This window comes from Anabaena sp. WFMT, from assembly GCF_051781005.1.
GTDB lineage: Bacteria > Cyanobacteriota > Cyanobacteriia > Cyanobacteriales > Nostocaceae > Anabaena.
Window position 1 is genome coordinate 1 of the sequence record NZ_JBPWOA010000024.1, and the last position, 21707, is coordinate 21707.

General features: G+C 39.5%; 19 protein-coding genes, 3 pseudogenes and 1 riboswitch. Of the genes and pseudogenes, 5 read left to right on the forward strand and 17 right to left on the reverse strand.

Annotated features, from left to right (window positions below):
- The 3 genes from ACSQ6I_RS15705 to ACSQ6I_RS15715 form a co-directional block, all read right to left on the reverse strand.
- On the reverse strand, nucleotides 1-1022 hold a 1022-nt coding region (locus ACSQ6I_RS15705; protein WP_438891244.1), incomplete at its 3' end, for an Hsp70 family protein.
- A gap of 186 nt (nucleotides 1023-1208) precedes the next feature.
- The gene (locus ACSQ6I_RS15710) at nucleotides 1209-1703 is read right to left on the reverse strand and encodes an Hsp20/alpha crystallin family protein (protein ID WP_438891245.1); all 495 of its coding nucleotides are present in this window, start codon (nucleotides 1701-1703) and stop codon (nucleotides 1209-1211) included.
- 384 nt (nucleotides 1704-2087) lie between these two features.
- A complete protein-coding gene (locus ACSQ6I_RS15715) occupies nucleotides 2088-2837 on the reverse strand; it encodes a thioesterase II family protein (RefSeq protein WP_438891246.1) in 750 nt (249 codons plus the stop codon).
- Nucleotides 2838-2945: 108 nt separating this feature from the next.
- Between ACSQ6I_RS15715 and ACSQ6I_RS15720 the strand changes: the two genes are divergently transcribed.
- Nucleotides 2946-3809 carry an Rpn family recombination-promoting nuclease/putative transposase gene (locus ACSQ6I_RS15720; protein WP_438891247.1) on the forward strand — a complete coding sequence of 288 codons (864 nt, stop codon included), beginning with the start codon at nucleotides 2946-2948 and terminating at the stop codon, nucleotides 3807-3809.
- Nucleotides 3810-4050: 241 nt separating this feature from the next.
- On the opposite strand, the pseudogene ACSQ6I_RS15725 reads toward ACSQ6I_RS15720, so the two are convergent.
- The 6 genes and pseudogenes from ACSQ6I_RS15725 to ACSQ6I_RS15750 form a co-directional block, all read right to left on the reverse strand.
- A pseudogene (locus ACSQ6I_RS15725) lies at nucleotides 4051-4341 on the reverse strand (IS982 family transposase); the annotation flags it as partial.
- A 140-nt stretch (nucleotides 4342-4481) separates the two neighbouring features.
- Nucleotides 4482-6650, reverse strand: coding sequence for a type I DNA topoisomerase (gene topA, locus ACSQ6I_RS15730; protein WP_438891248.1), 2169 nt, complete (start codon nucleotides 6648-6650; stop codon nucleotides 4482-4484).
- A gap of 218 nt (nucleotides 6651-6868) precedes the next feature.
- The gene (locus ACSQ6I_RS15735; protein WP_438891249.1) at nucleotides 6869-7282 is read right to left on the reverse strand and encodes a hypothetical protein; all 414 of its coding nucleotides are present in this window, start codon (nucleotides 7280-7282) and stop codon (nucleotides 6869-6871) included.
- 83 nt (nucleotides 7283-7365) lie between these two features.
- Nucleotides 7366-8343: a protein translocase subunit SecF gene (gene secF, locus ACSQ6I_RS15740; protein ID WP_438891250.1), complete on the reverse strand. Its 978-nt coding sequence runs from the start codon at nucleotides 8341-8343 to the stop codon at nucleotides 7366-7368.
- A complete protein-coding gene (gene secD / locus ACSQ6I_RS15745) occupies nucleotides 8340-9755 on the reverse strand; it encodes a protein translocase subunit SecD (RefSeq protein ID WP_438891322.1) in 1416 nt (471 codons plus the stop codon). Before secD ends, secF begins: the two co-directional genes overlap by 4 nt.
- Before the next feature lie 194 nt (nucleotides 9756-9949).
- Nucleotides 9950-10933 carry an alpha-ketoacid dehydrogenase subunit beta gene (locus tag ACSQ6I_RS15750; protein WP_438891251.1) on the reverse strand — a complete coding sequence of 328 codons (984 nt, stop codon included), beginning with the start codon at nucleotides 10931-10933 and terminating at the stop codon, nucleotides 9950-9952.
- A 217-nt stretch (nucleotides 10934-11150) separates the two neighbouring features.
- Between ACSQ6I_RS15750 and ACSQ6I_RS15755 the strand changes: the two genes are divergently transcribed.
- Nucleotides 11151-11354, forward strand: coding sequence for a hypothetical protein (locus ACSQ6I_RS15755; RefSeq protein WP_438891252.1), 204 nt, complete (start codon nucleotides 11151-11153; stop codon nucleotides 11352-11354).
- Here the strand turns inward: ACSQ6I_RS15755 and ACSQ6I_RS15760 are convergent.
- From ACSQ6I_RS15760 to ACSQ6I_RS15775, 4 genes and pseudogenes are all read right to left on the reverse strand, one after another.
- On the reverse strand, nucleotides 11351-11752 hold the full coding sequence (locus tag ACSQ6I_RS15760; RefSeq protein WP_438891253.1) for a hypothetical protein: 402 nt from the start codon (nucleotides 11750-11752) through the stop codon (nucleotides 11351-11353). The two genes, ACSQ6I_RS15755 and ACSQ6I_RS15760, sit on opposite strands and share 4 nt — an antisense overlap.
- Nucleotides 11753-11757: 5 nt before the next feature.
- Nucleotides 11758-11970 carry a hypothetical protein gene (locus ACSQ6I_RS15765; protein WP_438891254.1) on the reverse strand — a complete coding sequence of 71 codons (213 nt, stop codon included), beginning with the start codon at nucleotides 11968-11970 and terminating at the stop codon, nucleotides 11758-11760.
- Nucleotides 11971-12176: 206 nt separating this feature from the next.
- Entirely contained in the window at nucleotides 12177-14198 is a 2022-nt protein-coding gene (locus ACSQ6I_RS15770; protein ID WP_438891255.1) for a hypothetical protein, read from the reverse strand.
- A 210-nt stretch (nucleotides 14199-14408) separates the two neighbouring features.
- Nucleotides 14409-15285 (reverse strand): annotated as a pseudogene (locus ACSQ6I_RS15775) (hypothetical protein).
- A 57-nt stretch (nucleotides 15286-15342) separates the two neighbouring features.
- On the opposite strand from ACSQ6I_RS15775, the gene ACSQ6I_RS15780 reads away from it, so the two are divergent.
- Both ACSQ6I_RS15780 and ACSQ6I_RS15785 read left to right on the forward strand, forming a co-directional pair.
- Nucleotides 15343-15567 carry a DUF433 domain-containing protein gene (locus tag ACSQ6I_RS15780; protein WP_438891323.1) on the forward strand — a complete coding sequence of 75 codons (225 nt, stop codon included), beginning with the start codon at nucleotides 15343-15345 and terminating at the stop codon, nucleotides 15565-15567.
- A gap of 8 nt (nucleotides 15568-15575) precedes the next feature.
- On the forward strand, nucleotides 15576-15905 hold the full coding sequence (locus ACSQ6I_RS15785; RefSeq protein ID WP_438891324.1) for a DUF5615 family PIN-like protein: 330 nt from the start codon (nucleotides 15576-15578) through the stop codon (nucleotides 15903-15905).
- A 293-nt stretch (nucleotides 15906-16198) separates the two neighbouring features.
- Here ACSQ6I_RS15785 and thiC read toward each other — a convergent pair whose 3' ends face one another.
- From thiC to ACSQ6I_RS15805, 4 genes and pseudogenes are all read right to left on the reverse strand, one after another.
- Nucleotides 16199-17572 (reverse strand): phosphomethylpyrimidine synthase, encoded by a 1374-nt coding sequence (gene thiC / locus ACSQ6I_RS15790; RefSeq protein WP_438891256.1) that lies wholly within the window; start codon nucleotides 17570-17572, stop codon nucleotides 16199-16201.
- A 7-nt stretch (nucleotides 17573-17579) separates the two neighbouring features.
- A riboswitch (TPP riboswitch) is annotated at nucleotides 17580-17676 on the reverse strand.
- 323 nt (nucleotides 17677-17999) lie between these two features.
- Nucleotides 18000-18287 (reverse strand): annotated as a pseudogene (locus tag ACSQ6I_RS15795) (Uma2 family endonuclease); the annotation flags it as partial.
- A gap of 91 nt (nucleotides 18288-18378) precedes the next feature.
- Nucleotides 18379-20016 (reverse strand): alpha/beta hydrolase, encoded by a 1638-nt coding sequence (locus ACSQ6I_RS15800; protein ID WP_438891257.1) that lies wholly within the window; start codon nucleotides 20014-20016, stop codon nucleotides 18379-18381.
- Between the two features lie 11 nt (nucleotides 20017-20027).
- Nucleotides 20028-20894, reverse strand: a complete 867-nt coding sequence (locus ACSQ6I_RS15805) for a phosphodiester glycosidase family protein (protein WP_438891258.1) — start codon at nucleotides 20892-20894, stop codon at nucleotides 20028-20030.
- Nucleotides 20895-20987: 93 nt separating this feature from the next.
- Here ACSQ6I_RS15805 and ACSQ6I_RS15810 point away from each other — a divergent pair, with 93 nt between their 5' ends.
- Nucleotides 20988-21575 (forward strand): rRNA large subunit pseudouridine synthase E, encoded by a 588-nt coding sequence (locus ACSQ6I_RS15810; protein WP_438891325.1) that lies wholly within the window; start codon nucleotides 20988-20990, stop codon nucleotides 21573-21575.
- Nucleotides 21576-21707 lie beyond the last annotated feature (132 nt).

Genomic DNA, 21707 nt, shown 5'->3' on the forward strand with positions numbered 1-21707 from the left:
ATGCGAGTCGAACCACCAACTAAGACAATTTCGTCAAGTTGAGCATTGCTGAGTTTTGCATCTTGCAGCGCTTGTTGGACGGGTTGACGACAACGGTCAAGAAGATCAGCAGTCATCTCCTCAAATTGAACCCGCGTTAATGTCATATCTAAATGCTTTGGCCCCGTTTGAGTGGCAGTAATAAAGGGCAAATTGATATTAGTTTGAGTGGTACTAGAAAGCTCAATTTTTGCCTTCTCTGCCGCTTCAGTCAGTCTTTGTAAAGCTTGCTTATCTTTACGTAAATCAATGCCTTCATTGCTTTGAAACTCATGAGCTAACCAATCTACAATCTTTTTATCAAAGTCATCACCACCTAAATGGGTATCCCCACTGGTTGATTTGACTTCAAAAACACCATCCCCAACTTCCAAAATAGAAACGTCAAATGTCCCACCACCAAGGTCAAACACTAAGATAGTTTCATTCTGCTTCTTATCCAAACCATAGGCCAGGGCTGCTGCTGTGGGTTCATTGATAATGCGGAGAACATCTAAACCAGCAATTTTACCCGCATCTTTAGTAGCTTGCCGTTGAGAGTCGTTGAAATAGGCAGGAACAGTAATCACTGCTTGAGTGACTTGTTCTCCTAAATATTTACTAGCATCATCAACCAACTTTCTCAATACTTGGGCAGAAATTTCTTCAGGTGCAAACTCTTTACCCGCAGCCGGACAGTTGAGTTTGACATTACCGTTGCGATCGCGCAGAGTTCTATAAGTAACTTCTGTGGCTTCATGGGTAATCTCTTCATATTTGCGCCCAATGAAGCGTTTAACAGAATAAAATGTGTTTTCTGGGTTCATTACCGCTTGTCGTCTAGCAATTTGACCAACCAAGCGTTCCCCAGTTTTCGTGTAAGCGACAACTGAAGGAGTGATGCGTTGTCCCTCAGTATTAGCAATGACTAATGGTTGCCCTCCTTCCATGACAGCAACACAAGAGTTTGTAGTTCCCAAATCAATTCCTACTACTTTTGCCATATCTTCCCCTTGGGCTTCAGTAGAAGTTTACTTTTTTAGTTCAGCATTCAGCTATATCTCGTTCCTAATCTCCGACTGGGAATGTTATCACAAAGGCTCTACCTCTGCTATCATTAAGGGCAGAGTCTTCTCGAATCCATTCCCATACAGAGTATGGGAACGAGAAAATTAGAAATTAGTTACAAATTAACCGAGATTAACTTTGAAAGCTTTTTGCTTTTCTGGTTCTGCTTTAGGCAAATTCAACCGTAGAATACCATCTTTATATTCAGCCTGTACTTGTTCATGTTGGACAAGGGAAGGCAATGGTATGACCCGTTGGAATTTGCCATAACGGAATTCAGAACGAGTGTAACCTTCTCTTTCTGTTGTAGTTTCCGATTTTCTTTCCCCAGTAATAGAAACAGCTTCAGGAGTTACTTCCACATTTACATCTTTCGCTTCCAGACCAGGTAATTCTAGTCTCAATTTAAAAGCATCATCAGTTTCTTCAAGTTCAGCAGAAGGAATAAAAGTGATTCCTCCTCTTTCACCCCCATCAGTTGGTATAATTCTTTCAAACAAACGATTCATACGACGTTGTAGAGTATCCATTTCGCGGAGAGGGTCCCAGCGATCGAGTTCACGGAATGGTTCTAAGCGTTCAATTTCCCGGAGTGGGTCCCAACGAATTAGTGCCATATCTATCTCCTAGACAATCCTCTATTTGGTTTGTGGAGGCTTAATTTCAAGCTTCACAGATGGCAAACAACAGTAATATTTTTTAAATCTTTCTTTGCCTGAAGCTTAATCTTTAGCTTCCTAAATAAACAATAACACTAGGATCTAAATTCAGTGGGTTCGGTTTTATAGATATGGGAATCGCAATAGCCGTACCTGCGCGTTTTTTTGATAATTCGTTACAATTTCAATATTGAAAACAGAATAAATTTCATGTCAGAATAATTGTAAATATCTCTACCTTTATCCCAGCCATAGGTTATTAAGTACCTTAACAATCATAGCAAAAATGTAAGGATTCAGAATCTATCTGAGGTGTAATCATGGATTGTATACACAATATTTTTACTCTAACTGTTGAGATATACTTTTAAGTAAAACTTTTTGATTCGAGCTAATAAAAAAGTGATTACCATCAATCATTTGTAATAAAAAAGGAGCAGTAGTTTGTTCACGCCACGCTTCTAGCTCATAATCAGTAAACTCTGGATCTTGCAAACCACCAAAAACACTAATAGGAAAATCAAAAGGTGGTTGATATTTGTAAATATAGGTATCTAAAACAGTAAAATCAGCCCTGAGAATCGGCAGAAAAATTTGGATTATATCTGGATTGTCTACGATATCATCAGGAGTACCATTAAAATTAAGAATTTCTTGCCAAAACTCTGCATCTGGTAAGTTATAAATCGGTCTTTTTGTCGGAGGAACTTGTGGAGCATTACGAGCAGAGATAAATAGATGCGATGGAGTTAAATTATAATCTGAGCGTAGTAAACGAGTTAATTCAAAGCTGACGAGTCCACCCATACTGTGACCAAAAAAAGCAAAAGGTTTATCTAGATAGGGAATGAGATTTTGGGCTATTTCCCTCACCAAAGGTTGCATTTTTGTGTAGGGAGGTAAGTTCATTTGTCGTCCTCTTCCAGGAAGTTCTAGAGGACACACTTCAATAGTTGGGGGTAAATCATTAGCCCAGGTACGAAATACCATTGCATTACCTCCTGCGTAGGGTAAGCAGAATAAACGTAATTTGGCTTGGGGGTTGGGTTGGGGACAAGTTACCCACGAGTTGAAGGTAGTTTTGGTTGTCATAATGGTTTTTTTAATCACCAGGTATTTTTCAAAAATTGGGATACTCCCGATCTAATATATGATTTAAATGTATTGCTGGTTTAAAAAATAAATTAAGTACAATCCTTCATGCGTCGGGACTCTATTTTTTATAAACTGTTTCAACAATCTCCCTCTTTACTATTTGAATTCTTGACAAATCCTCCGACAAATGCAGATGCTTATAGATTTGATTCGGTAGCTGTCAAAGAACCTAAATTTGAAATTGATGGGGTATTTCTCCCACCAGAAAATGAAGGTGCAGGAGTTGTCTATTTCTGTGAGGTACAATTCCAAAAAGATGAACAGCTTTACGAAAGAGTATTTGCTGAATCTTCACTTTATTTCTACCGCAACCGTGCTAGATTTAGTGACTGGCAAGCTGTGATCATTTACCCATCTCGCAGCATTGAACAAAGCGATATTCATCCTCATCGCACACTACTCAATGGAAACCAAGTGCATCGAGTGTATTTAGATGAATTGGGGGATATTCATCAATTACCTTTATGGGTAGCACTGATGGTACTCACTACAGTTGAAGAAGAACAAGCACCAGAAGCAGCAAGATATTTGTTAACCAGAACCAGTCAAGAAGTATCATCTCCAGCAAGTCGCGTCATAATAGAGATGATTACGACGATTATGGTGTACAGGTTTGAACAACTAAGCCGTATAGAGGTAGAGTCTATGTTAGGTATCACACTAAAGGAAACAAGAGTTTACCGAGAAATCAAGGAAGAGGGACGAGAAGAAGGCCGAGAAGAGGGACGAGAAGTTATGGCTAATGCAATTTCCCGACAATTGACTAAGCGGTTTGGAAAATTGTCGGAGGAAATGCGCTCCTCAATTTCTGGTTTAGCTTTACCGGTTTTGGAAGATTTGAGTGAAGCACTGTTAGATTTTAACAGTTTAGCTGATTTGTCATCTTGGCTAGAGGCGCAAATCAATTAATAGGTTTTGGTTGTCATAATTGGGTTTAAGTAGGGATAATAAAATTTAACTAGATTTTTTAGATATATTCACTGACTCACCATTATGACAGGATTTGAACCTTGGGTAATATCATGTGTTAGTGGTTTACCCGGATTTCTCACAAGAAGAAAAAATCATTCAGGACTTACGCAACTGGCACAAGCGATAGCGAAGCGCTGCTGCAAGCAGTTCGCTAATCCCGCCGCAGGCATCGCCATTTAAAGGCTGAATCACCATAAACTTCACTACGAGGTGGCAGATTTAAGGGTAAGGCATTGAGCATCGCGGACATCATTGGCACTACCAGGTAAAAACACAAATTCCACAGGAATTCCGGTTTTAGTTGTTAATAATTGAACTCGCACGCCATAGAAGTATCTTTTCTTCGATGCAATGTAACCCGGAGGCGGAGCGTCTCCGGCTCCGCTCTATACTGCTCTGACTCAATTAACTTGATATTAAAAATGCGGATATTGTCACACATCGGCACCGGGAATGAGTCTAAAAGATACGTGTGAAAAGTCCTTTAGTATCTAGGTTATAGCATTGGTTGATGTCCTAACCGCCTTGTCCGTTGCTATAAATCAAGAACTGTGTGATTGGAATAACCTGATGGGAGCAAAAGTTCAAATTACTGGCTATATAAAACAATTAATCAATTTTTAAATTGCCAAATTTAGGACTCCACCACCCTTTAGCCGTATGAAAATAAGCCACATCCTTATGTTTCTTATCCTTCCAAGACTCCTGACCAGAACACCGCAGCATAGTTTTACTCTGCCCATCCTTAATATAGCTGTATTCCTCCAAAGGTTTTTTACATACCGGACAGGGATATGAAGTTAACTTTGCTGAAGGCTTGGGAGTATTTTCAGTTTCAGATGTTTTAGTTTTGGGTGCTTCCCAAGTTTTGTTAAAATCGCTCCAAAACAAAACAATGTTTTCACACCCACTCACACATTTGAGAAAGTATTTCTTTTTAACTTTGCTGCTAGGAATTTTAGCTAAAAAGTTTTTACAATCAGAACAACGAGTTTTAGAAGTTTCATATTTGCGCTCAATTAAATTATTCGTTTTAGCTGTAGTTGATGAATTAACAACCACAGTTTTAGCTTTGGAAAGCGCCGGGACAAAATAATTTTGATTCCAACTAGTCAAATAATGTTGCCAAGAGTTTTTTCCTTCAGAGATTGCATCTAGTGCATCCTCCATTTTGGCAGTAAATTCCGCTTCTAATAAATCTGGTAAAGCCTTTTGTAAAAACTCATCAACTTCTAACCCCAAAACTGTAGGTTGAAGATTATCTTTTTTCAACTCCACATAATTGCGTTTCTTTAAAGTAACAACTGTAGGGGCGTATGTACTAGGACGACCAATTCCTTTGCGTTCCATCAGTTGCACCAGTTTTGGCTCACTGTACCTTGGTGGTGGTTGGGTCTGTTTTTGGTCATGTCCGGCATTTTCTAAGGTGAGTGCCTGTCCCTGTTGCAATAAAGGTAAAACCGCATCTTTGCTAAGATTCGGCCAATACTTTGCATAACCGTAGAATTCAATTACCTGCCCTCTAGCTTGCCATAAAAGATTACCTGACTGAGTAATGACCAGAGTTTTACGGAGTTGAGCAGGACGACATTGGGAAGCGATCGCTCTTTTCCAAATCATCACATACAAGTTAAACTCATCGGTAGGGAGTTCTTCACGCAATTGGACGGAAGGACGAAAGACATCTGTAGGACGAATAGCTTCATGTGCTTCCTGCGCTGTTTTACTACTGCGATGCTTGGCTACTTGCTGGGGGACATTCTGGGGGTCATTTTGCTCTAACCATTGACGCGCACTGGCACAAAACTCAGGACTCAACATCACTGAATCTGTACGCATATATGTAATTAACCCTGCCTCATATAGCTTTTGGGCAACTTGCATGGTTTTGTCGGGGGCAAATTTCAACTTGGAACCGGCTGCTTGTTGCAGGGTGGAGGTGGTAAATGGTGGAGGTGGTTGACGATTAACAAGTTTCCCTTCTACGTGAATAATTTGATGCGGATGACGCTTTGCTTCCTCAACTAATCTTGTTGCTTCTGCTTCTGAGAGAACACGTTTAGATTCTGGTTTTTCTGGGTTATTACTGGCTGCATCATCGTGAGTTTCCGTTTCTGCTTCTGGTGTTTCTGTGGGAGTATTGGCTGTCTCTTTGTAGAAAGCCCGGAATCCTTCTTGATAATCTACCCAGACACTCCAATAATCTTGGGGGACAAAAACTTGAATTTCTCTTTCGCGCTGACAAATCAGGTGTAATGTGGCGCTTTGGACTCTACCTACACTTTTTGCGCCGTTATTTAATGCCCAAACTAGGGGACTGCCTTTGTAACCTACCAGCTTGTCAAGACAATCTCGACATAATCCTGCACCTATTAAGTTGGTGTCAAGTTTTCTCGGATGTGCGATCGCATTCTGAACCGCAGATGCTGTAATCTCAGTGTATACTACTCGCTTTGGTTCTCTCAAACCTAACGTTTCTTTAAGATGCCAAGCAATGGTTTCTCCCTCTCTGTCTGGGTCTGTTGCTAAAACGACTTCATCAACCTGCCTAACAGCGGCTTTTAGTTGTTGAATGGTTTCTTTTGCCCGTTGGTCACGGGGGATATAGTTGCAGCGGACACTATTGCCTTCCATTGTGAATCCTAGTGAATCATCCCCCTCATTGCTGAGTTCGCGGATGTGTCCACAACTAGCGCGAACAATCCAATCTGAGCCGAGAATTTGACTCAGCTTTTTGACTTTACCAGGGGATTCGACGACTAGGAGGCGTTTGGGCATAGCACCTGTTTTCTAAATGCTCTATATTGAGTGATTTGTAACAGTAAGCAATTCCATAGTACATTTTAGTAGATATGTACTATGATTTTACTTTTATTTAGAGATAACTAATTTTTTAGCAAATTTACTCTTGTTTACACCTAAAAATCTTGTAAATATCTGCCTATATGTGTATAGTTTTGTCTAGAAAATTGTCAACTAGGGAATAACTCCCTTCATTAATTACAAACCCACTTCCACAAAGGATGACTAGGACCCTGTTGACGTATTCTATAAACCTGCTTTTCTAAACGTTGCTTTTCCAGTTCCGGTAGTCCTAGCAAAATATTTCGACTTTGCCAAACTAAAACAGAAACAGTCATTCCAATACAAAAAGCTAAACCTAGAGTAGCTAATGGATGAAAAAAGAGTCCATATCGCACCGCTGACCAGGTAAAGTATTGTTGCCACAAAGAAATTTCTGCACGTAAATCCCACAAACAACCAGGCGCAATCAGAAGCCATAAACAGCCAGCAAATAACCACCTGCCATATACTGTTAGCTGATGCAACCTCTGTACTTGGTGAATAAAAGAAGCATCAGAGTTGTCAAAGCTTGGGTCATTAATTGGTGGTTCTTCCTGTTGAGCCATAGGACAATAAAATTACAATATATGGGAAAAGCAATTCAAAATTCAACAAGATGCTTTAATCCCATTTTGGACTAATCTCTAACCTAACTATCCTGGGAACTCACAGAAGTATCAATTGCTGAAAGTGTGGATTTTTCTGTGCGTTCTCGCCACCAAGTTAGAAGTGTACTGGCAATAAAAATACTTGAATATGCCCCCATAATAAAGCCGATAATTAGAGCCAAAGAAAAATTATGCAGCGTTTCTCCACCAAATAGGAAAATAGCGGTTAATGTCAACAGCGTTGTTAAAGTAGTGTTGATTGACCTGGTTAAAGTTTGGTTGACAGCATCATCAACAATTTCTGCAATTGGTTTCTCTGGGTTAATTTTGAGAGTTTCCCGAATGCGGTCATAAATTACTACCGTATCGTTAACAGAGAAACCTGTAATAGTTAGCAAGGCAACGATGAAGAGGCTATCTACTTCTTTACCTGCAACTAAGCCTAAAATTGAGAACGCCCCCACTGTGACTAAAATATCGTGCAATAGGGCAACGATCGCAAAAATGGCATAGTCTAACTGGAAGCGGAAGGTCATGTAGACAGTAATTAGCACGAAGGAAACTACCAGAGCTAAGATTCCAGATGTAAATAGTTCTCGTCCTAGTGTGGGGCCTACTGAGTCAATTTGATTTTTTTGCGGGTCGAAAGTACCAATTTTTTCGCTTAAGGCGTTTTGCAACTTGGTACGCTGGTCGGTTTCTAAGTTTTTTGTACGAATGGTAATGCCATTATCTTTACCATCTTCGGAGACTAATTGAATACTGCTATCTCCAAGTCCCTGTTCTTTAGCAACTTCTCGAACGGCGTTGATATCTATGGGTTGGTCGCAGTTATTAGGTAGGCTACAATCCCTGACTAGCTGTAACCTTGTCCCACCAATAAAATCTAAACTGGGACGTAGGGGTGCTTTAATTCCTGGTGTTTGCCAAGAAATCACCATTGAAATGATACCACTGAGAATGATAGCAGCGGAAATAGTCCACCAAAGACTCCGCGATTTATTAATACTTAGTTTCATTTAGCAACCTCTGCCTTATTTGCTGCTCCTACATTGGGAGAGTAAAATTCTGTTTTCCGCAAGGAGGGAATGGAAATAGCCAAAAACATCAAGGTGCGACTACAGGTAATTGCGGTAAACATACTCACAGCCACCCCTAAAGCCAGGGTTAAGGCAAAACCTTTAACCAACCCGGAACCTAACCAAAATAGGGCAGCGCAAGCAATCCATGTAGTAACATTACTATCTAAAATGCTGGAAAATGCCCGGTAAAAACCAGACTCTACGGAACGATATAAAGATTTACCCGCTTGTAATTCTTCCCTTGTCCGTTCAAAAATCAATACATTAGCATCCACAGCCATACCGATACTGAGAATAAAGCCGGCAATTCCTGGTAGTGTGAGAGTGACACCCAACAAACAAAAGGTAGCCCAGGTGAGAAGGGAGTAAATCACTAGTGAAAAATCAGCAATAATTCCTGGTAGTCTATAGTACACTACCATAAAGATTAATACTAAAATCAGACCACCGATACCAGCGTAAATGCTGCTTTGAATACTATCTTTCCCCAAAGTTGCCCCTACTGTTCGTCTCTCGGCAATTTCTACAGGTACGGGTAACGCACCACCACGTAATTGCACACCTAAATTGTTGGCTTCTTCTGCTTGAAAGCGACCTGTAATTACGGCAGAACCGCCAGTAATACCAGTAGCAGCAAATTCTACTCCCACTGAGGGAGAACTAATCAGTTCATTGTCAAGAAAGATACCGATGCCGCGTCCTGTTCCGGCCAATGCTTTGGTCAAGTCAGCAAATAGTTCCCCACCTTTTTGATCGAAGCGAATGGCAACATTCCAATTGCTACCTTGTTGAGTGGGTTCACCGTAGGCATCCTTGAGGTATTTACCAGTGAGTGGTGGTTTGGTGCTTTCAAATAATTCTGCGATCGCTTGATTGTTATTCTGCAACTGTTCTTGATTTTTAGCAATTGCAGCTTGGTCTTTGGAAGTTCTCAACTCTTCCTGCTTGGCTTTTTGTTCTGTTCGTGATACTTGCAGAGCAAATAGTTGAGTTTCTGTATTCGGCTTTTGGATACGGAACTCTAACTGTGCTGTACCTCCTAGTACCCTTTCTGCTTGCTCTGGATCATTTACCCCCGGCAGTTGGACTAAGATTTTATCTGTACCCACAGTTTGAATAATTGGTTCGGAAACGCCGAGTCCGTTAATCCGACCTTCCACAACTTTCTTCACGGCTTCCAATTCGCGGTCGGTGATTACCTTGATATCTTCTGTTGGTTTCACCTGAATTGTAAGCTGTGAGCCTCCCCGCAAGTCCAGTCCCAAGGGTACGGGAATATTAGCAATCACCGCAACTGCGGCGATTACCAAAACTATAATTAACGCTAATAGCGATCGCTGTCTTTGCATACCATCACTCACAACTGACAAAGGCTATAATAGCGTTCTTTTAGCCAGCTGTGAGTAGAAGTTTTCGTAGGAGTTCAGGAGTTCAGGAGTCAGGAGTCAGGAGTTCAGGAGTCAGGGGAATCATCATCAACTTTTACCTTTTGCCCTATTCTCTCTTCACTGTCAACTGTCAACTGTCAACTGTCAACTGTCACCTAAACTCGCAAGGCTACCATTTTTTGGACTGCTTCCACGATTTGCTCTGGTTGGATAATTGTCAATCGCTCCAAATTGCCGTTATATGGTGTGGGAATATCTTGGGAAGAAAGCCTTAACACAGGTGCATCTAATTCATCAAATAACCTGTCATTAATAGAAGCGGTTAATTCTGCACCAATACCCCCAGTTCTCATGCACTCTTCGACGATAATTACACGGTGAGTCTTACGGACGGATGCACCAATAGTATCAAAATCTAAGGGTTTGAGAGATATTAGGTCAATAACTTCTGGATCATATCCTTCTTTTTCAAGAGTTTTTAGGGCTTGCAGGACGTGATACCGCATCCGGGAATAGGTAAGAATTGTCACGTCTTTGCCTTGACGTACTACTTCTGCTTTATCCAGTGGTAGTACATATTCTGTTTCTGGCAGATTTTCTTTTAAGTTATAAAGCAAAACGTGTTCAAAAAATAACACCGGGTTATCATCGCGGATTGCCGCTTTGAGTAGTCCTTTGGCGTTATATGGTGTGGAACAAGCGACAATTTTCAACCCCGGAACAGCTTGGAAATAAGCTTCCAGCCGTTGAGAATGTTCTGCACCCAACTGTCTACCCACGCCACCCGGACCACGAATCACCATTGGGATTTTAAAATTACCACCGGAAGTGTAGCGCAACATCCCGGCGTTGTTAGAGATTTGATTGAAAGCCAAGAGCAAAAAGCCCATGTTCATGCCTTCAATGATAGGTCTTAGCCCCGTCATCGCTGCCCCTACAGCTATACCAGTAAAGCTATTTTCGGCAATGGGGGTATCTAAAACTCGCAGTTCACCATACTTTTCGTATAGGTCTTTGGTAACTTTATAGGAGCCACCGTACTGTCCTACGTCTTCACCCAGAACAAATACGCTAGAATCGCGTGCCATTTCTTCATCAATGGCTTCCCGCAGGGCGTTAAAAAATAGTGTTTCTGCCATTTAGACCTTTATCACAATTTATTGTTTTAGAATTTTATCGCGCCACCGTCCCTAATACCGTCAGCGATCGCACTAGATTGCGGACTGGTGATTGGTGACTAGGAATAGAGGAAGAGGTTATTAACCTGCTATACTCTGGTTTTCTACCACTTCATATAAATCTTCAATCAAAACTGCAAACGTCCGTGCCAACTTTTGAAGAGAAGTTATATCCACGGTGGCCAAGCCCTTTTCACCTCGTTTATTCTATTTTATAGCGATTCCTGTGGGGAAGGGTGCGATCGCATTTCCAAAATTTCACTACAGCGATACCTTCGGTGCGCTTCGCGATCGCACACCCCAAAGTCACACTATAAGCGATCGCCTTATCTACGAGATGCTACCAATAACGCACCCAAACTTACATGAAAGATTTAGTTAGGATTTAGGTTTAATCTCAAATTCAAGTTTTGAACGATAGAAAGAAACATCAAATTCCATAAAAAAGTTAGTTTGTCCCAAAATTAAGGGCGCATTTGGTTTACTCACCCATGCAAAAGCCAATCTAACTGAGGGAAATTCACCTATTTCAGCATTTACGAAAAATGGCATGGCTGCTTGACTGATATTACCTGCTAATTGGATAATGGCTTTGCTTTCATCCCATACTCCACCTAATTGAAGACCTATTTCATAAGGTAAAACATTGATGGTCGCACCACTATCTACTAAACCAAGTGCTTCTACTATTTGATCTCCTCGACGTAAAACTAATGGAACTCTTGGTAAACTATCAAATTCGTTTTGGCTGGGGTGGCTTTTTGAATACTTAAACCGCATAAAATTTAATCATTAGAAACTGATTGATTTAGTGCTTCCATGAGAATTTCTCCAGCCCCGAAGTTATTATAAGGCGTTGGTAGGTGATATGTTTTGAAGGGTTCTAATGGAGAAATATCTTCAGCGGTGTCCAAATCTTCTGCAAGGATGCGAATTAATTTGAGTTTTTCTGGCGCGGAAAGTTGTCGAATTGACGGGAGTAAATCTGTTAGTGTCATATTTTGCTGCTCGATGTTTCTAAAGGATATCAGAGTCAAAACTACCTTATTCTATTTTATCTAATAGCGATACCTTCGGTGCGCTTCGCGATCGCTCTCTCAAAATCTCACTAGAAGCGATCGCACCACCAAAATCATCCTACAAGCGATCGCTCTCTCAAAATCTCACTTCAAGCGATCGCACTTTAGTAGCAATTAGAAATTGTCTATCTTGACTTTCTTTTACCTCCTTTTTTATTAAGTTTATCCTCAGTTATGACGGATATTGCTGGTGTCCACTGACAGTCAAAAGTAGCATCAATTAGTTTTTTTAAACTTATTACTTTAACAACACCAGAATATGGCTCACCATACTTATGTTGTATATTTCTGATTTCATATCCTAACTCACCAAGGTCATCAGAATAACAAATTTTTCCAAAGAATTCCGAGCAGTCTTCGATTTGAGAACCTACCTGAAGCGATGGATCAAATTGCCAGCATATAATTTGGTCTGTTAAGATCAACTGATGGTTAAAAGATTCTTCGGGGAAATCGAACTTATATTCAACTGTTCGGAGACGTTTTGGATCTAAAGGTCTTTGCTCATCACAAGTTGCAATAGTATCAATTCCAACACCAGAGAATGTTAGTGGGCGTATCCAAAAATTAGCATATAGCGATTGCGGCGAAATGAGATGAGCCAGCAGGGTATATAATGCTCCTACCCAATGCTCTTCTCCAGGATCTGGTTCTACGAATACTTTATTAACCAGGTGTTCAATTTTTGCAATTTTAATTTCATGTTCAATCTTACTTCTTATCCCATTGATTACAAACCGACCTCTATTTTGAAGTCCATTCTTACGGTTTTCAAGCTGCTCAATTGCAATTTCTTTTTTCTGGGAAGTATATTCATTTTTTAATTTTTTAATTAGCTGATCAAAAACAGGCTCTTTACTTCGTACTTCCTCAAAAAATATTTTTATCTGTTCTAAAAACTTTTTACTATTAATTAATATTCGTGCATCTTCAGTGATAAAGTTTCTATTCATCACTAAATCAAAATTACCATTGATTATAAAGACATAATGACGTTTTCCATTATCTCCAGATAGGACTTCATAATCGCTCATCTCACTATTTTCATAGATTTGATCGTACTGACAAACTTTAACGCCCTGTGAGCATATCAATGTCCCTCTATGATCTACTAAACGAATCCCAGAACGTTTTCCATTTGAACCTTGTCTATCCAGTTCCTTATGCTCATCTAGAACTTTACGATTACCATCAATTGCTAAAATTAGGCAGTAATTTCTTCCATCTACATGAATATTTTTTGCATAACGAGAATCCCCTCTAAAACTCAGTATTCTTGATAGTTGTGCTGGAGATTTAAAATATTCACGACATTTATGTAGATATGGATAGCCTGGATTAATAGGTTCTAGCGAACCTAACATTAGTGAACCTGTGACAGTCCAAAGATATAATTCGCATTCATCCTTATATCCTTGTTCTTTTTCAAAGATTCTGCTTGCGGCTTGAGAAAACCCAGTATATTGAGGACGCAATATCCTTACGTCTCCATGTCTTGTATTGAATCTTATATAATTTCTGATATAAGATAAATCACCTTTATCTGTACCATAATAATAGGAAAAATCTTTTACATTAAGACCTTGAATAATGATCATAGTTCCTGTGAAAAATTTAGTCCTAAAAAAATCTTCATTTAATTGATCAATAACCAGTTTTGTTCTTTCATCTGGTTGCACAAATATTTGTTTGAAAGTTTTCCATATTTCTGATATTTTTTCTGATTCTAAAGGATAATGGGGAGTTAAATTCTTTTTAGGATTATCAATACTTTTCCATCTCCAAGAATTTTCATTCCTACAGCGAGTGATTATATCAAATCTGTTTGAATCAAAACAAAGCTTTGCTCCTTGGCATTTATAACCTATAGCATTACCAAAATCTTTAGTGGATATACCAATAGAGAAAAAAGATTCATAAGGAGTGATTTCGTTTATTTGTTCTGAATCACTTTCACTCAAACCAATTCCATTATCAAAGAATATAAATCCTTCGTACTGCAACAAAGGATATATATGTATTATAGAGGCATTAGCATCATAAGCATTAGATACTAGTTCACGAATTACTTCACAGGGATCTTTACGGTTTTTTGCAATATCAGCAAAAATATTTTCATAAGATATGCGGGATCTCTTTTCTTGCATATAATTCTCCTTGGCTAAATATCTCTAATGATGAATATCCAAAAAATATAGGGGGTAAAAATTACAATATCTTTACTCCCTATTACGTAATAATAGCAAATTCTTGACCTTGCGCTACAGGATATTTATCCAAAAACTTCTCTTACTTAGTCAATAATGAGCATCAAGAAAACCATTTTATTGCGTGAATGTATTTAATTAGCTTATATCCTAACTTTCCTCATTCCCCAATCTTTGCAACAATTCCTCACGGGATAAATTACCCAAAGAAAGAAGTAACTGAGTGCGTTCAGAAATAGGAAATTTAGCAATCTTTGCTACCAAAACGCCCTTCCAGAAGAGAAGTTATCAAATAAAGTTCTGCTTCTAACTTTCCTTCTTGCTTCCATTCTTCTATTTGTTGTAAATAAGCTGGTGATAAGTTCATAATTACTTCCTCTTCTTCCCTACTTAAATTATCTCTCAATTCTAAATTCTTGCGCCAGTCCGCTAAAATTTCTAACAAATTCTCTCGAAAAGGGTTATTTTCTGGTAACTCAGTTAACTCCTCCACTGCTCTTTTTTGCGTTCCTCCTTTTCCCAAAACTCTCAACCATAACGTATCCTCATTTTCTGGTAACTGATGAATAACAACTATTGCTGTTTTCAAAATATTCGGCAGAAAATAAACACCTTGAACCCAATCTTCTGCAATTTCAGTTGCACCTAAACCCGTAATCATCCGAGATGAAAAAGTAGGTGTTAAAATCCATAAAATCGGTAAATCTGATTCTGCAATGTTTCTGTTTTCACATTTTGCTTTCCTGACAACATCGCCATGAACAGCATATAATTTAAGTAAACAACTGCGAATTTCTATTTCTGATGGTGGGTTGCGAAAAGGCTCAAATAAACATTGAGTTTTTGCCATCTTTCCTAATAAACCTAAAGGTAGATTTTCCTGAGTTTGAGAAGAAAATGGTTCAAACCAAACATCTATTTCTTGAACTTCGCTTTTAACTTTTTCGCTTTTTTTAATAGTTCCTAGAGGTGTTAATAATTCCTCTAGATATTCTTTGGCAAATTGGTCATGAGATTGTCGAGTCATTTGATTATATCAAAAATCATGTTACAATACTCTTTATGCCTATCACTTATTAACTAAATAAACGAACTATTAACTCGTATTACACAAATACCTGGTCAATGTGGGGGTCGTCCTTGCATTCGCGGAATGAGAATTAGAGTGAGCGACATTTTAGAAATGTTAGCGGAAAATGTCAGCGTTAGCGAAATTTTAGAAGACTTTCCCGATTTAGAACCGGAAGATATCCAAGCTTGTCTTGTGTTTGCTGCACAACGAACTGAATTTGTCCGGTTAACAGCATGAAGATTTAGATTGATGCACAGTTACCCCCAACATTGGCAAGTTGGATAACAGATACTTTTGCTATAGAAGCATTTTCATTAAGAGATATTGGGTTACGTGATGCTAAAGATATAGAAATTTTTGAAGCTGCAAAAATCGCTAATGTCATCATCATGACGAAAGACAGTGATTTCGTTGATTTGGTTTGTCGGTTAGGAATCCCTCCTCAAATTCTTTGGTTAACTTGTGGAAATGTGACGAATCGCAATTTGCGTCAACTTTTGACAATTACTTTACCTGATGCTTTGGAACAATTACGACAAGGAGAAATGATTGTGGAAATTAGTAATAGTCGGTAAATAATTACTTTATCTTAAATAACTCTCTAACTCCCATAATCACACATCTCATGCCAATTCAAGAAAATCCTAATCCAGATTTCTCGTAGGGGTTTAGCAATGCTAAATCCTTACCCACCGATCATTTCTTATCATCAATATTTTTTATGTATTTGTACCAAACTTTTGTTTTTATCTTTTTTATTCCTTTGCGCCTTTGCGCCTTTGCGTGAGATATAAAAATATGGTTCATGAAAATCGCTATAACATCGTTACCAGGTTCAACCCAGTAACGATATTTAACGATAATTATGTTAGCTTTGCGCTACAGGTTCTTTCGCCAAAAACTTCTCCAACTCAGTCAAAGCATCAGCATCAACCTTAGTCTGCATTGGACAGAACTTAGGCCCACACATCGAACAAAACTCAGCCGTTTTATAGATATCTGCTGGTAAAGTTTCGTCGTGATATTCCTTCGCTCTTTCTGGGTCTAGAGACAACTCAAATTGACGATTCCAGTCGAAATTATAACGAGCTTTAGAAAGTTCATCATCTCTATCTCTAGCACCTGGGCGATGTCTAGCAATATCCGCCGCATGAGCCGCAATTTTATAAGCAATTAAACCATTTCGCACGTCTTCAGCATTAGGTAAACCTAAATGTTCTTTAGGAGTCACATAACACAACATTGCTGTCCCATACCAACCCGCCATTGCTGCCCCGATCGCTGATGTAATATGATCATAACCAGGAGCAATATCTGTAACCAAAGGACCCAGAACATAGAAAGGTGCTTCCGAACACTCTTCCATTTGCTTGCGGACATTGAACTCAATTTGATCCATAGGAACGTGGCCAGGCCCTTCCACCATCACTTGGACATCATGTTCCCAAGCCTTGCGGGTGAGATTTCCCAGGGTTTTCAGTTCCGCTAATTGGGCTTCATCTGAGGCATCATGGGTACATCCTGGGCGCAGGGAGTCGCCTAAACTGAAAGAAACATCATATCTTTTGAAAATCTCAATGATGTCGTTGAAATGGGTATACAGGGGGTTTTGTTTGTGGTGATGCAACATCCACCGCGCCAAAATTCCGCCACCACGAGAAACAATACCTGTAATCCGGTTTCTGACTAAAGGTAGATGTTCAATCAAAATTCCCGCGTGGATGGTTTGATAGTCTACCCCTTGCTGGGCGTGTTTTTCGATGATGTGGAGAAAGTCGTCAGCAGTGAGATTTTCAATTGTGCCGTGAACGCTTTCTAAAGCTTGGTAAACTGGAACTGTCCCAATGGGAACAGGTGAAGCGTTGATAATTGCGGTACGAATTTCATCTAAATTACCGCCACCTGTGGACAAGTCCATCACGGTATCTGCACCGTATTTTACTGCCAAGTTAAGTTTATCAACTTCTTCTTGCAGGTTGGAAGAGTTGGGAGAAGCGCCGATATTAGCGTTAACTTTGCATTTAGAAGCGATACCGATCGCCATCGGTTCTAGGTTAGTGTGATTAATATTCGCAGGGATAATCATCCGTCCCCGTGCCACTTCTGCGCGGATAAGTTCAGCAGGCAGGTTTTCCCGCTTGGCTACGTATTGCATTTCTTCGGTGATCACACCCTGACGGGCGTAGTGCATTTGCGATACGTTAGCTTGTCCACGTCGCTTGGCTACCCATTCTGTACGCATATTACATTCCTTAAATAAACAGCTTCCCTCCGCTGGTATTACCCAGACTCAGGTGTTAAGGGTTTGATCTCAGCTTGTTTTCCCAAGCACCCCTAGCATGAATGGAATTGTAGCATTTTGGTTATATTTGGGGGGCGGGGTGTTATAAATTGTGAGGATGGGTGTTAAGCTCTAGTTTCGGAATTTCGTTTAGTTATGGGTACTTGCTTGTATTTAGATAAATATTTTTTTCACGCAGAGGCGCGGAGGCGCAGAGTAAGAGCGCAAAGAAGATTTATTATTTACTAAGCTATTGCTTGCAAGTTAGCAAAATGAGTTGGTTTGCAATAGTTTCTAATTAAGGATTTGGCGTTTTCTCGTTTTTCACCTGTGAATAAGTTAAATATTACTTCTTCGTTTTGAGAGTAAAGATGTAATAAGCCAAAGTCTTTAATTCGTGATAAATGCTATAAAACGGTACTATTATTGCTTGTTCATACACCCAAAATTTACCAGTTATGGGTGTTTTATCTCGTTCTTCTGAACCATCACCAGAAACAAATTATAAAACTATTAAAGGTGCTATATATTCCTGCCACAATACATAAGAACGGCGAAATTTACCGTTTAACATCGGTGGTACATTGGCTACATAAAACCAATCTGGTGCTTCTGCGCCTTTTTCTGGAGGATCTGTTAAACGCCAATAAATACCGCAATCTTGACCGATCGCATATAATCTAGTTGAATATTATGGTACTACAGTGCGATCGCGTACAGCGCTCTGTAGGAATCGCTCTTTTGAATTACGAATTACGAATTACGAACTATTTAAATGCTTCTTGAAGTTGCTCTAGTGTCAGAGATTTAACTAAACTCAATGGTAGCGGTTGCTGACTAATAGTATTAACGTAATCTGCACTCAAGTAGGGCAAGTAACTCTGCTGTTCAGCGACATAGGTTTGCAAGAAAGGCACACTTAAAGCTTTGACATAGCTACGTGCTAATTCGGGATATAAACCAATTACCTGTATAGGAAGAGGCACAACTGTATTCGGTGATTCTGCAATAGTAGAAAAGTGTGTGCCACCATTAATCAGCACTAAATACTTATTTGGTGTTGTTAACCAGGTAAAGGGTATAATTTGTTCTGGTAAAGCCGGAGCAATGGTATCTGCACTGCCAGATATAATCATCACTGGAATTTTAATTTGGCTGAGACTAGCTGACCCCATAATACTGCTATTAATAGGGTCAATTGCAATTACTGCCTTAACTCGTGGGTCGAATAAATTATATTCTATATTTGGTAGATTTATAGCCAAACATTGAAGTAAGAGGGAAAGATTTAGTGAATTTTTTATATCTGGGCAATCTTTTTTTAATTGCTCAAAATTAATCTTTGCCCCTGCTAATGCTAAAGCTGTATAGCCACCAAAAGATTGTCCGATAACTCCTATTTGTTGTAAATTTAAACGCCCTTGAAATGCTGGGTTATTTTGAGATAACCGAGTTAGTTCATCTAACAAATACTTCACATCTAATGGTCTGTCAATAAACTCTCTGGGGCTAGTTACTGTCTGTGACTTTCCTGCTAATAGAGCTTGCAATTGTTCTGAATTACTACCAGGATGCTCTGGAACAGCAACTACAAAGCCTGATTGAGCAAGATGTTCAGCCAGGTAAGCAAAACTACTTCTATCAGAACCAAGTCCGTGGGAGATGACAATAATTGAACGCGGATTTAAGACATCGGGTAAATAGATATCGGCAGGAAAAATGCGGTTGCGAAATTGATCATTGAGTGTGATAGTTTGCTTTTTCCATGTGAAATTTCCTAGTTTTTTGATATCTGCTAAAAGTCCAGCAGTTGGATTAGATGTGGTTGATTTAAGTTGGGATTTTTCGTTAATATGTGCTACTGCGTTTTGGGTTTTATTTACTAAATCTTGTAATGTAGCTGCAATTTCTAAACTCCGGTCTAAATTAATTGAGATTGATCTTGTGGGAAATTTGCGTAATATATTTAAAAGCGTCAAATTATTTGGTTCTGTGGCTGCTAAAATGAGTGCTGCTCTAATTGCATAGAATCCTGATAAACGAGATTCTGTTTGAATAACTTCTCCCAATCTTTCTAATAATCTCTCACCAATTGATGTATAAAGAAATTGCGAAATGTTTACTATATTCAAGGGGATAGAAGTTACTAAAACTTTTCTCAGTTGAGTTAGTTGTGTTTGGTTGGCATACTTAGCATATACGGCTAAATCATCATCTATTTCGCCTGTTTTGGCATATTTTTCCAGTGAATCAATCGGTATAGATTCTTCTAAAATACCGGCAGAAAGGGTTAATCGCTCTGCACCTAAAACAGGATAAGCAGTTAGTCCAGGTAATAAACCTATACTAAAAACCCCGCAAGCTAATTTGGTCCAAACAATCCGTTTAGTTATGAGATAAGCCATTAAACTCCACCTTAACCGGATACTGTCGAGCCACCTTTTTGAAATTTTTCCCACGCCTGTTTGAGATGAGTTGGTGCGGGATTATTAGCATCATAGACCACAATCACATTTGTTAGCTTCCTTCCGGCAGGAACTAAAATTTTACTATTTGCAGCTAAAGCTCTTGATGCTCCCCCATCTAAATTCATCGCTTCATAGCAGCCTATGGCTTTCATTGCTTGGGCTTCTTGCTGTAAATTGAGATTAACTTCAAAATTCACCAAAAACAGCTTTGTACCATCTTTAGAAAAACCAATCGCTGTCCTTGCACCAGTACCTAAAACCGCAGGATCTTTAAAACCTTCAATCGCTGGGTTCAGCCAAATTTGACCTTTTCGCAACAGTCTAGGACCACAGGTGATAGAAAACCAATGTTGATTCCATTCTGGTTTTCCGTCAACTCGTGCTGTCACCATTTCGGGTTTATTCCCAACACCCAAACCCAAGGTAGTACCAAAGTTTTCCCACTGACTGTATTTGAGAAATTTGCCTCCTGCTACCATATTACCCATAACTGTTTTTTGGGCATTTTTAGCAAAAAACGTACCATTAGCGACGACAGTCGCACGAGAACGGGCAACCATGTTGTTAAACTCTTCATCACCGCTGGCTTTTTGCATGGTGTTAGCCAAAGCTGCATTATTCGCCAAACCAATGGTTATGAAAGTGTTGGGGTCAGTTAGGTCTACAATAGTTTGATAGAAGGGAATACCGTTGACTTTGCTTTTCTTTACTTGTACAGTTTGGGCGGTGGTAGGTAATGCCAGTGTGAGTCCTTGAGCTAAGGTAGCACCCCCCAGAAATAAAAAAGACCTGCGACCCATTTTAGAAATTGGCATAATTCGTAATTCGTAATTCGTAAGTTGTAATTTGTAGTTGATGATGGCAGATTAGGTTTTGACCAATGACCAATGACCAATGACCAATCACTAATGACTAATGACTTTAAGTATATTATTTTTCATAAACCCTATGGAGTTCTAAGCCAATTTACCCAGGAATCTCCCCAACACATTACTCTGAAAGACTATATTGATGTTCTTGATGTTTATGCTGTGGGGCGTTTAGATTGGGATAGTGAAGGTTTACTATTGTTAACCAATGATGGACAATTACAGCATCGTCTCTCTAACCCGCAGTTTGGACATAAGCGTACTTACTGGGTACAAGTAGAACGCATTCCTGATGCTGAGGCTATCAATAAGTTATGCACAGGGGTAGAGATTCAAGATTATCGGACTCGACCTGCCCAAGTTCAGCTATTTTTAGAAGAACCTGCGGTCAATGAGCGCAACCCCCCGATTAGATTTAGAAAAAATATTCCTACAGCTTGGCTAGAAATGACTCTCACCGAAGGGAAAAACCGTCAGGTGCGACGTATGACTGCTGCGGTAGGGTTTCCTACTTTACGATTGATCAGGGTGAGTATTGCCCAGCTACAATTAAATGGTCTACAACTAGGTGAATGGCGCGACCTCACACCCTCAGAAATACAAGACCTGAAAAAATCTCGGATTTAACACTTTGCAAAGCTACGATGGTAATCCAGAATTATTCCTGAGAATATCTGTTGGCTATTACAATTGATACTGCCACTAATATTCCCTGGTGAATCCACAGCCTTCAGGGTCAGTTAATTGTGGCACTTTGGA

What these genes read in the sequence shown, in the direction of transcription:
- ACSQ6I_RS15715 (WP_438891246.1), bottom strand. Translation starts at nt 2,837, where the DNA reads ATGACAACCAAAACTACCTTCAACTCGTGGGTAACTTGTCCCCAACCC.
- thiC (WP_438891256.1), bottom strand. Translation starts at nt 17,572, where the DNA reads ATGCGTACAGAATGGGTAGCCAAGCGACGTGGACAAGCTAACGTATCG.
- ACSQ6I_RS15805 (WP_438891258.1), bottom strand. Translation starts at nt 20,894, where the DNA reads ATGCCAATTTCTAAAATGGGTCGCAGGTCTTTTTTATTTCTGGGGGGT.
- secF (WP_438891250.1), bottom strand. Translation starts at nt 8,343, where the DNA reads ATGAAACTAAGTATTAATAAATCGCGGAGTCTTTGGTGGACTATTTCC.
- ACSQ6I_RS15710 (WP_438891245.1), bottom strand. Translation starts at nt 1,703, where the DNA reads ATGGCACTAATTCGTTGGGACCCACTCCGGGAAATTGAACGCTTAGAA.
- ACSQ6I_RS15800 (WP_438891257.1), bottom strand. Translation starts at nt 20,016, where the DNA reads ATGGCTTATCTCATAACTAAACGGATTGTTTGGACCAAATTAGCTTGC.
- topA (WP_438891248.1), bottom strand. Translation starts at nt 6,650, where the DNA reads ATGCCCAAACGCCTCCTAGTCGTCGAATCCCCTGGTAAAGTCAAAAAG.
- ACSQ6I_RS15770 (WP_438891255.1), bottom strand. Translation starts at nt 14,198, where the DNA reads ATGCAAGAAAAGAGATCCCGCATATCTTATGAAAATATTTTTGCTGAT.
- ACSQ6I_RS15810 (WP_438891325.1), top strand. Translation starts at nt 20,988, where the DNA reads ATGACTAATGACTTTAAGTATATTATTTTTCATAAACCCTATGGAGTT.
- secD (WP_438891322.1), bottom strand. Translation starts at nt 9,755, where the DNA reads ATGCAAAGACAGCGATCGCTATTAGCGTTAATTATAGTTTTGGTAATC.
- ACSQ6I_RS15760 (WP_438891253.1), bottom strand. Translation starts at nt 11,752, where the DNA reads ATGCGGTTTAAGTATTCAAAAAGCCACCCCAGCCAAAACGAATTTGAT.
- ACSQ6I_RS15735 (WP_438891249.1), bottom strand. Translation starts at nt 7,282, where the DNA reads ATGGCTCAACAGGAAGAACCACCAATTAATGACCCAAGCTTTGACAAC.
- ACSQ6I_RS15720 (WP_438891247.1), top strand. Translation starts at nt 2,946, where the DNA reads ATGCGTCGGGACTCTATTTTTTATAAACTGTTTCAACAATCTCCCTCT.
- ACSQ6I_RS15750 (WP_438891251.1), bottom strand. Translation starts at nt 10,933, where the DNA reads ATGGCAGAAACACTATTTTTTAACGCCCTGCGGGAAGCCATTGATGAA.
- ACSQ6I_RS15765 (WP_438891254.1), bottom strand. Translation starts at nt 11,970, where the DNA reads ATGACACTAACAGATTTACTCCCGTCAATTCGACAACTTTCCGCGCCA.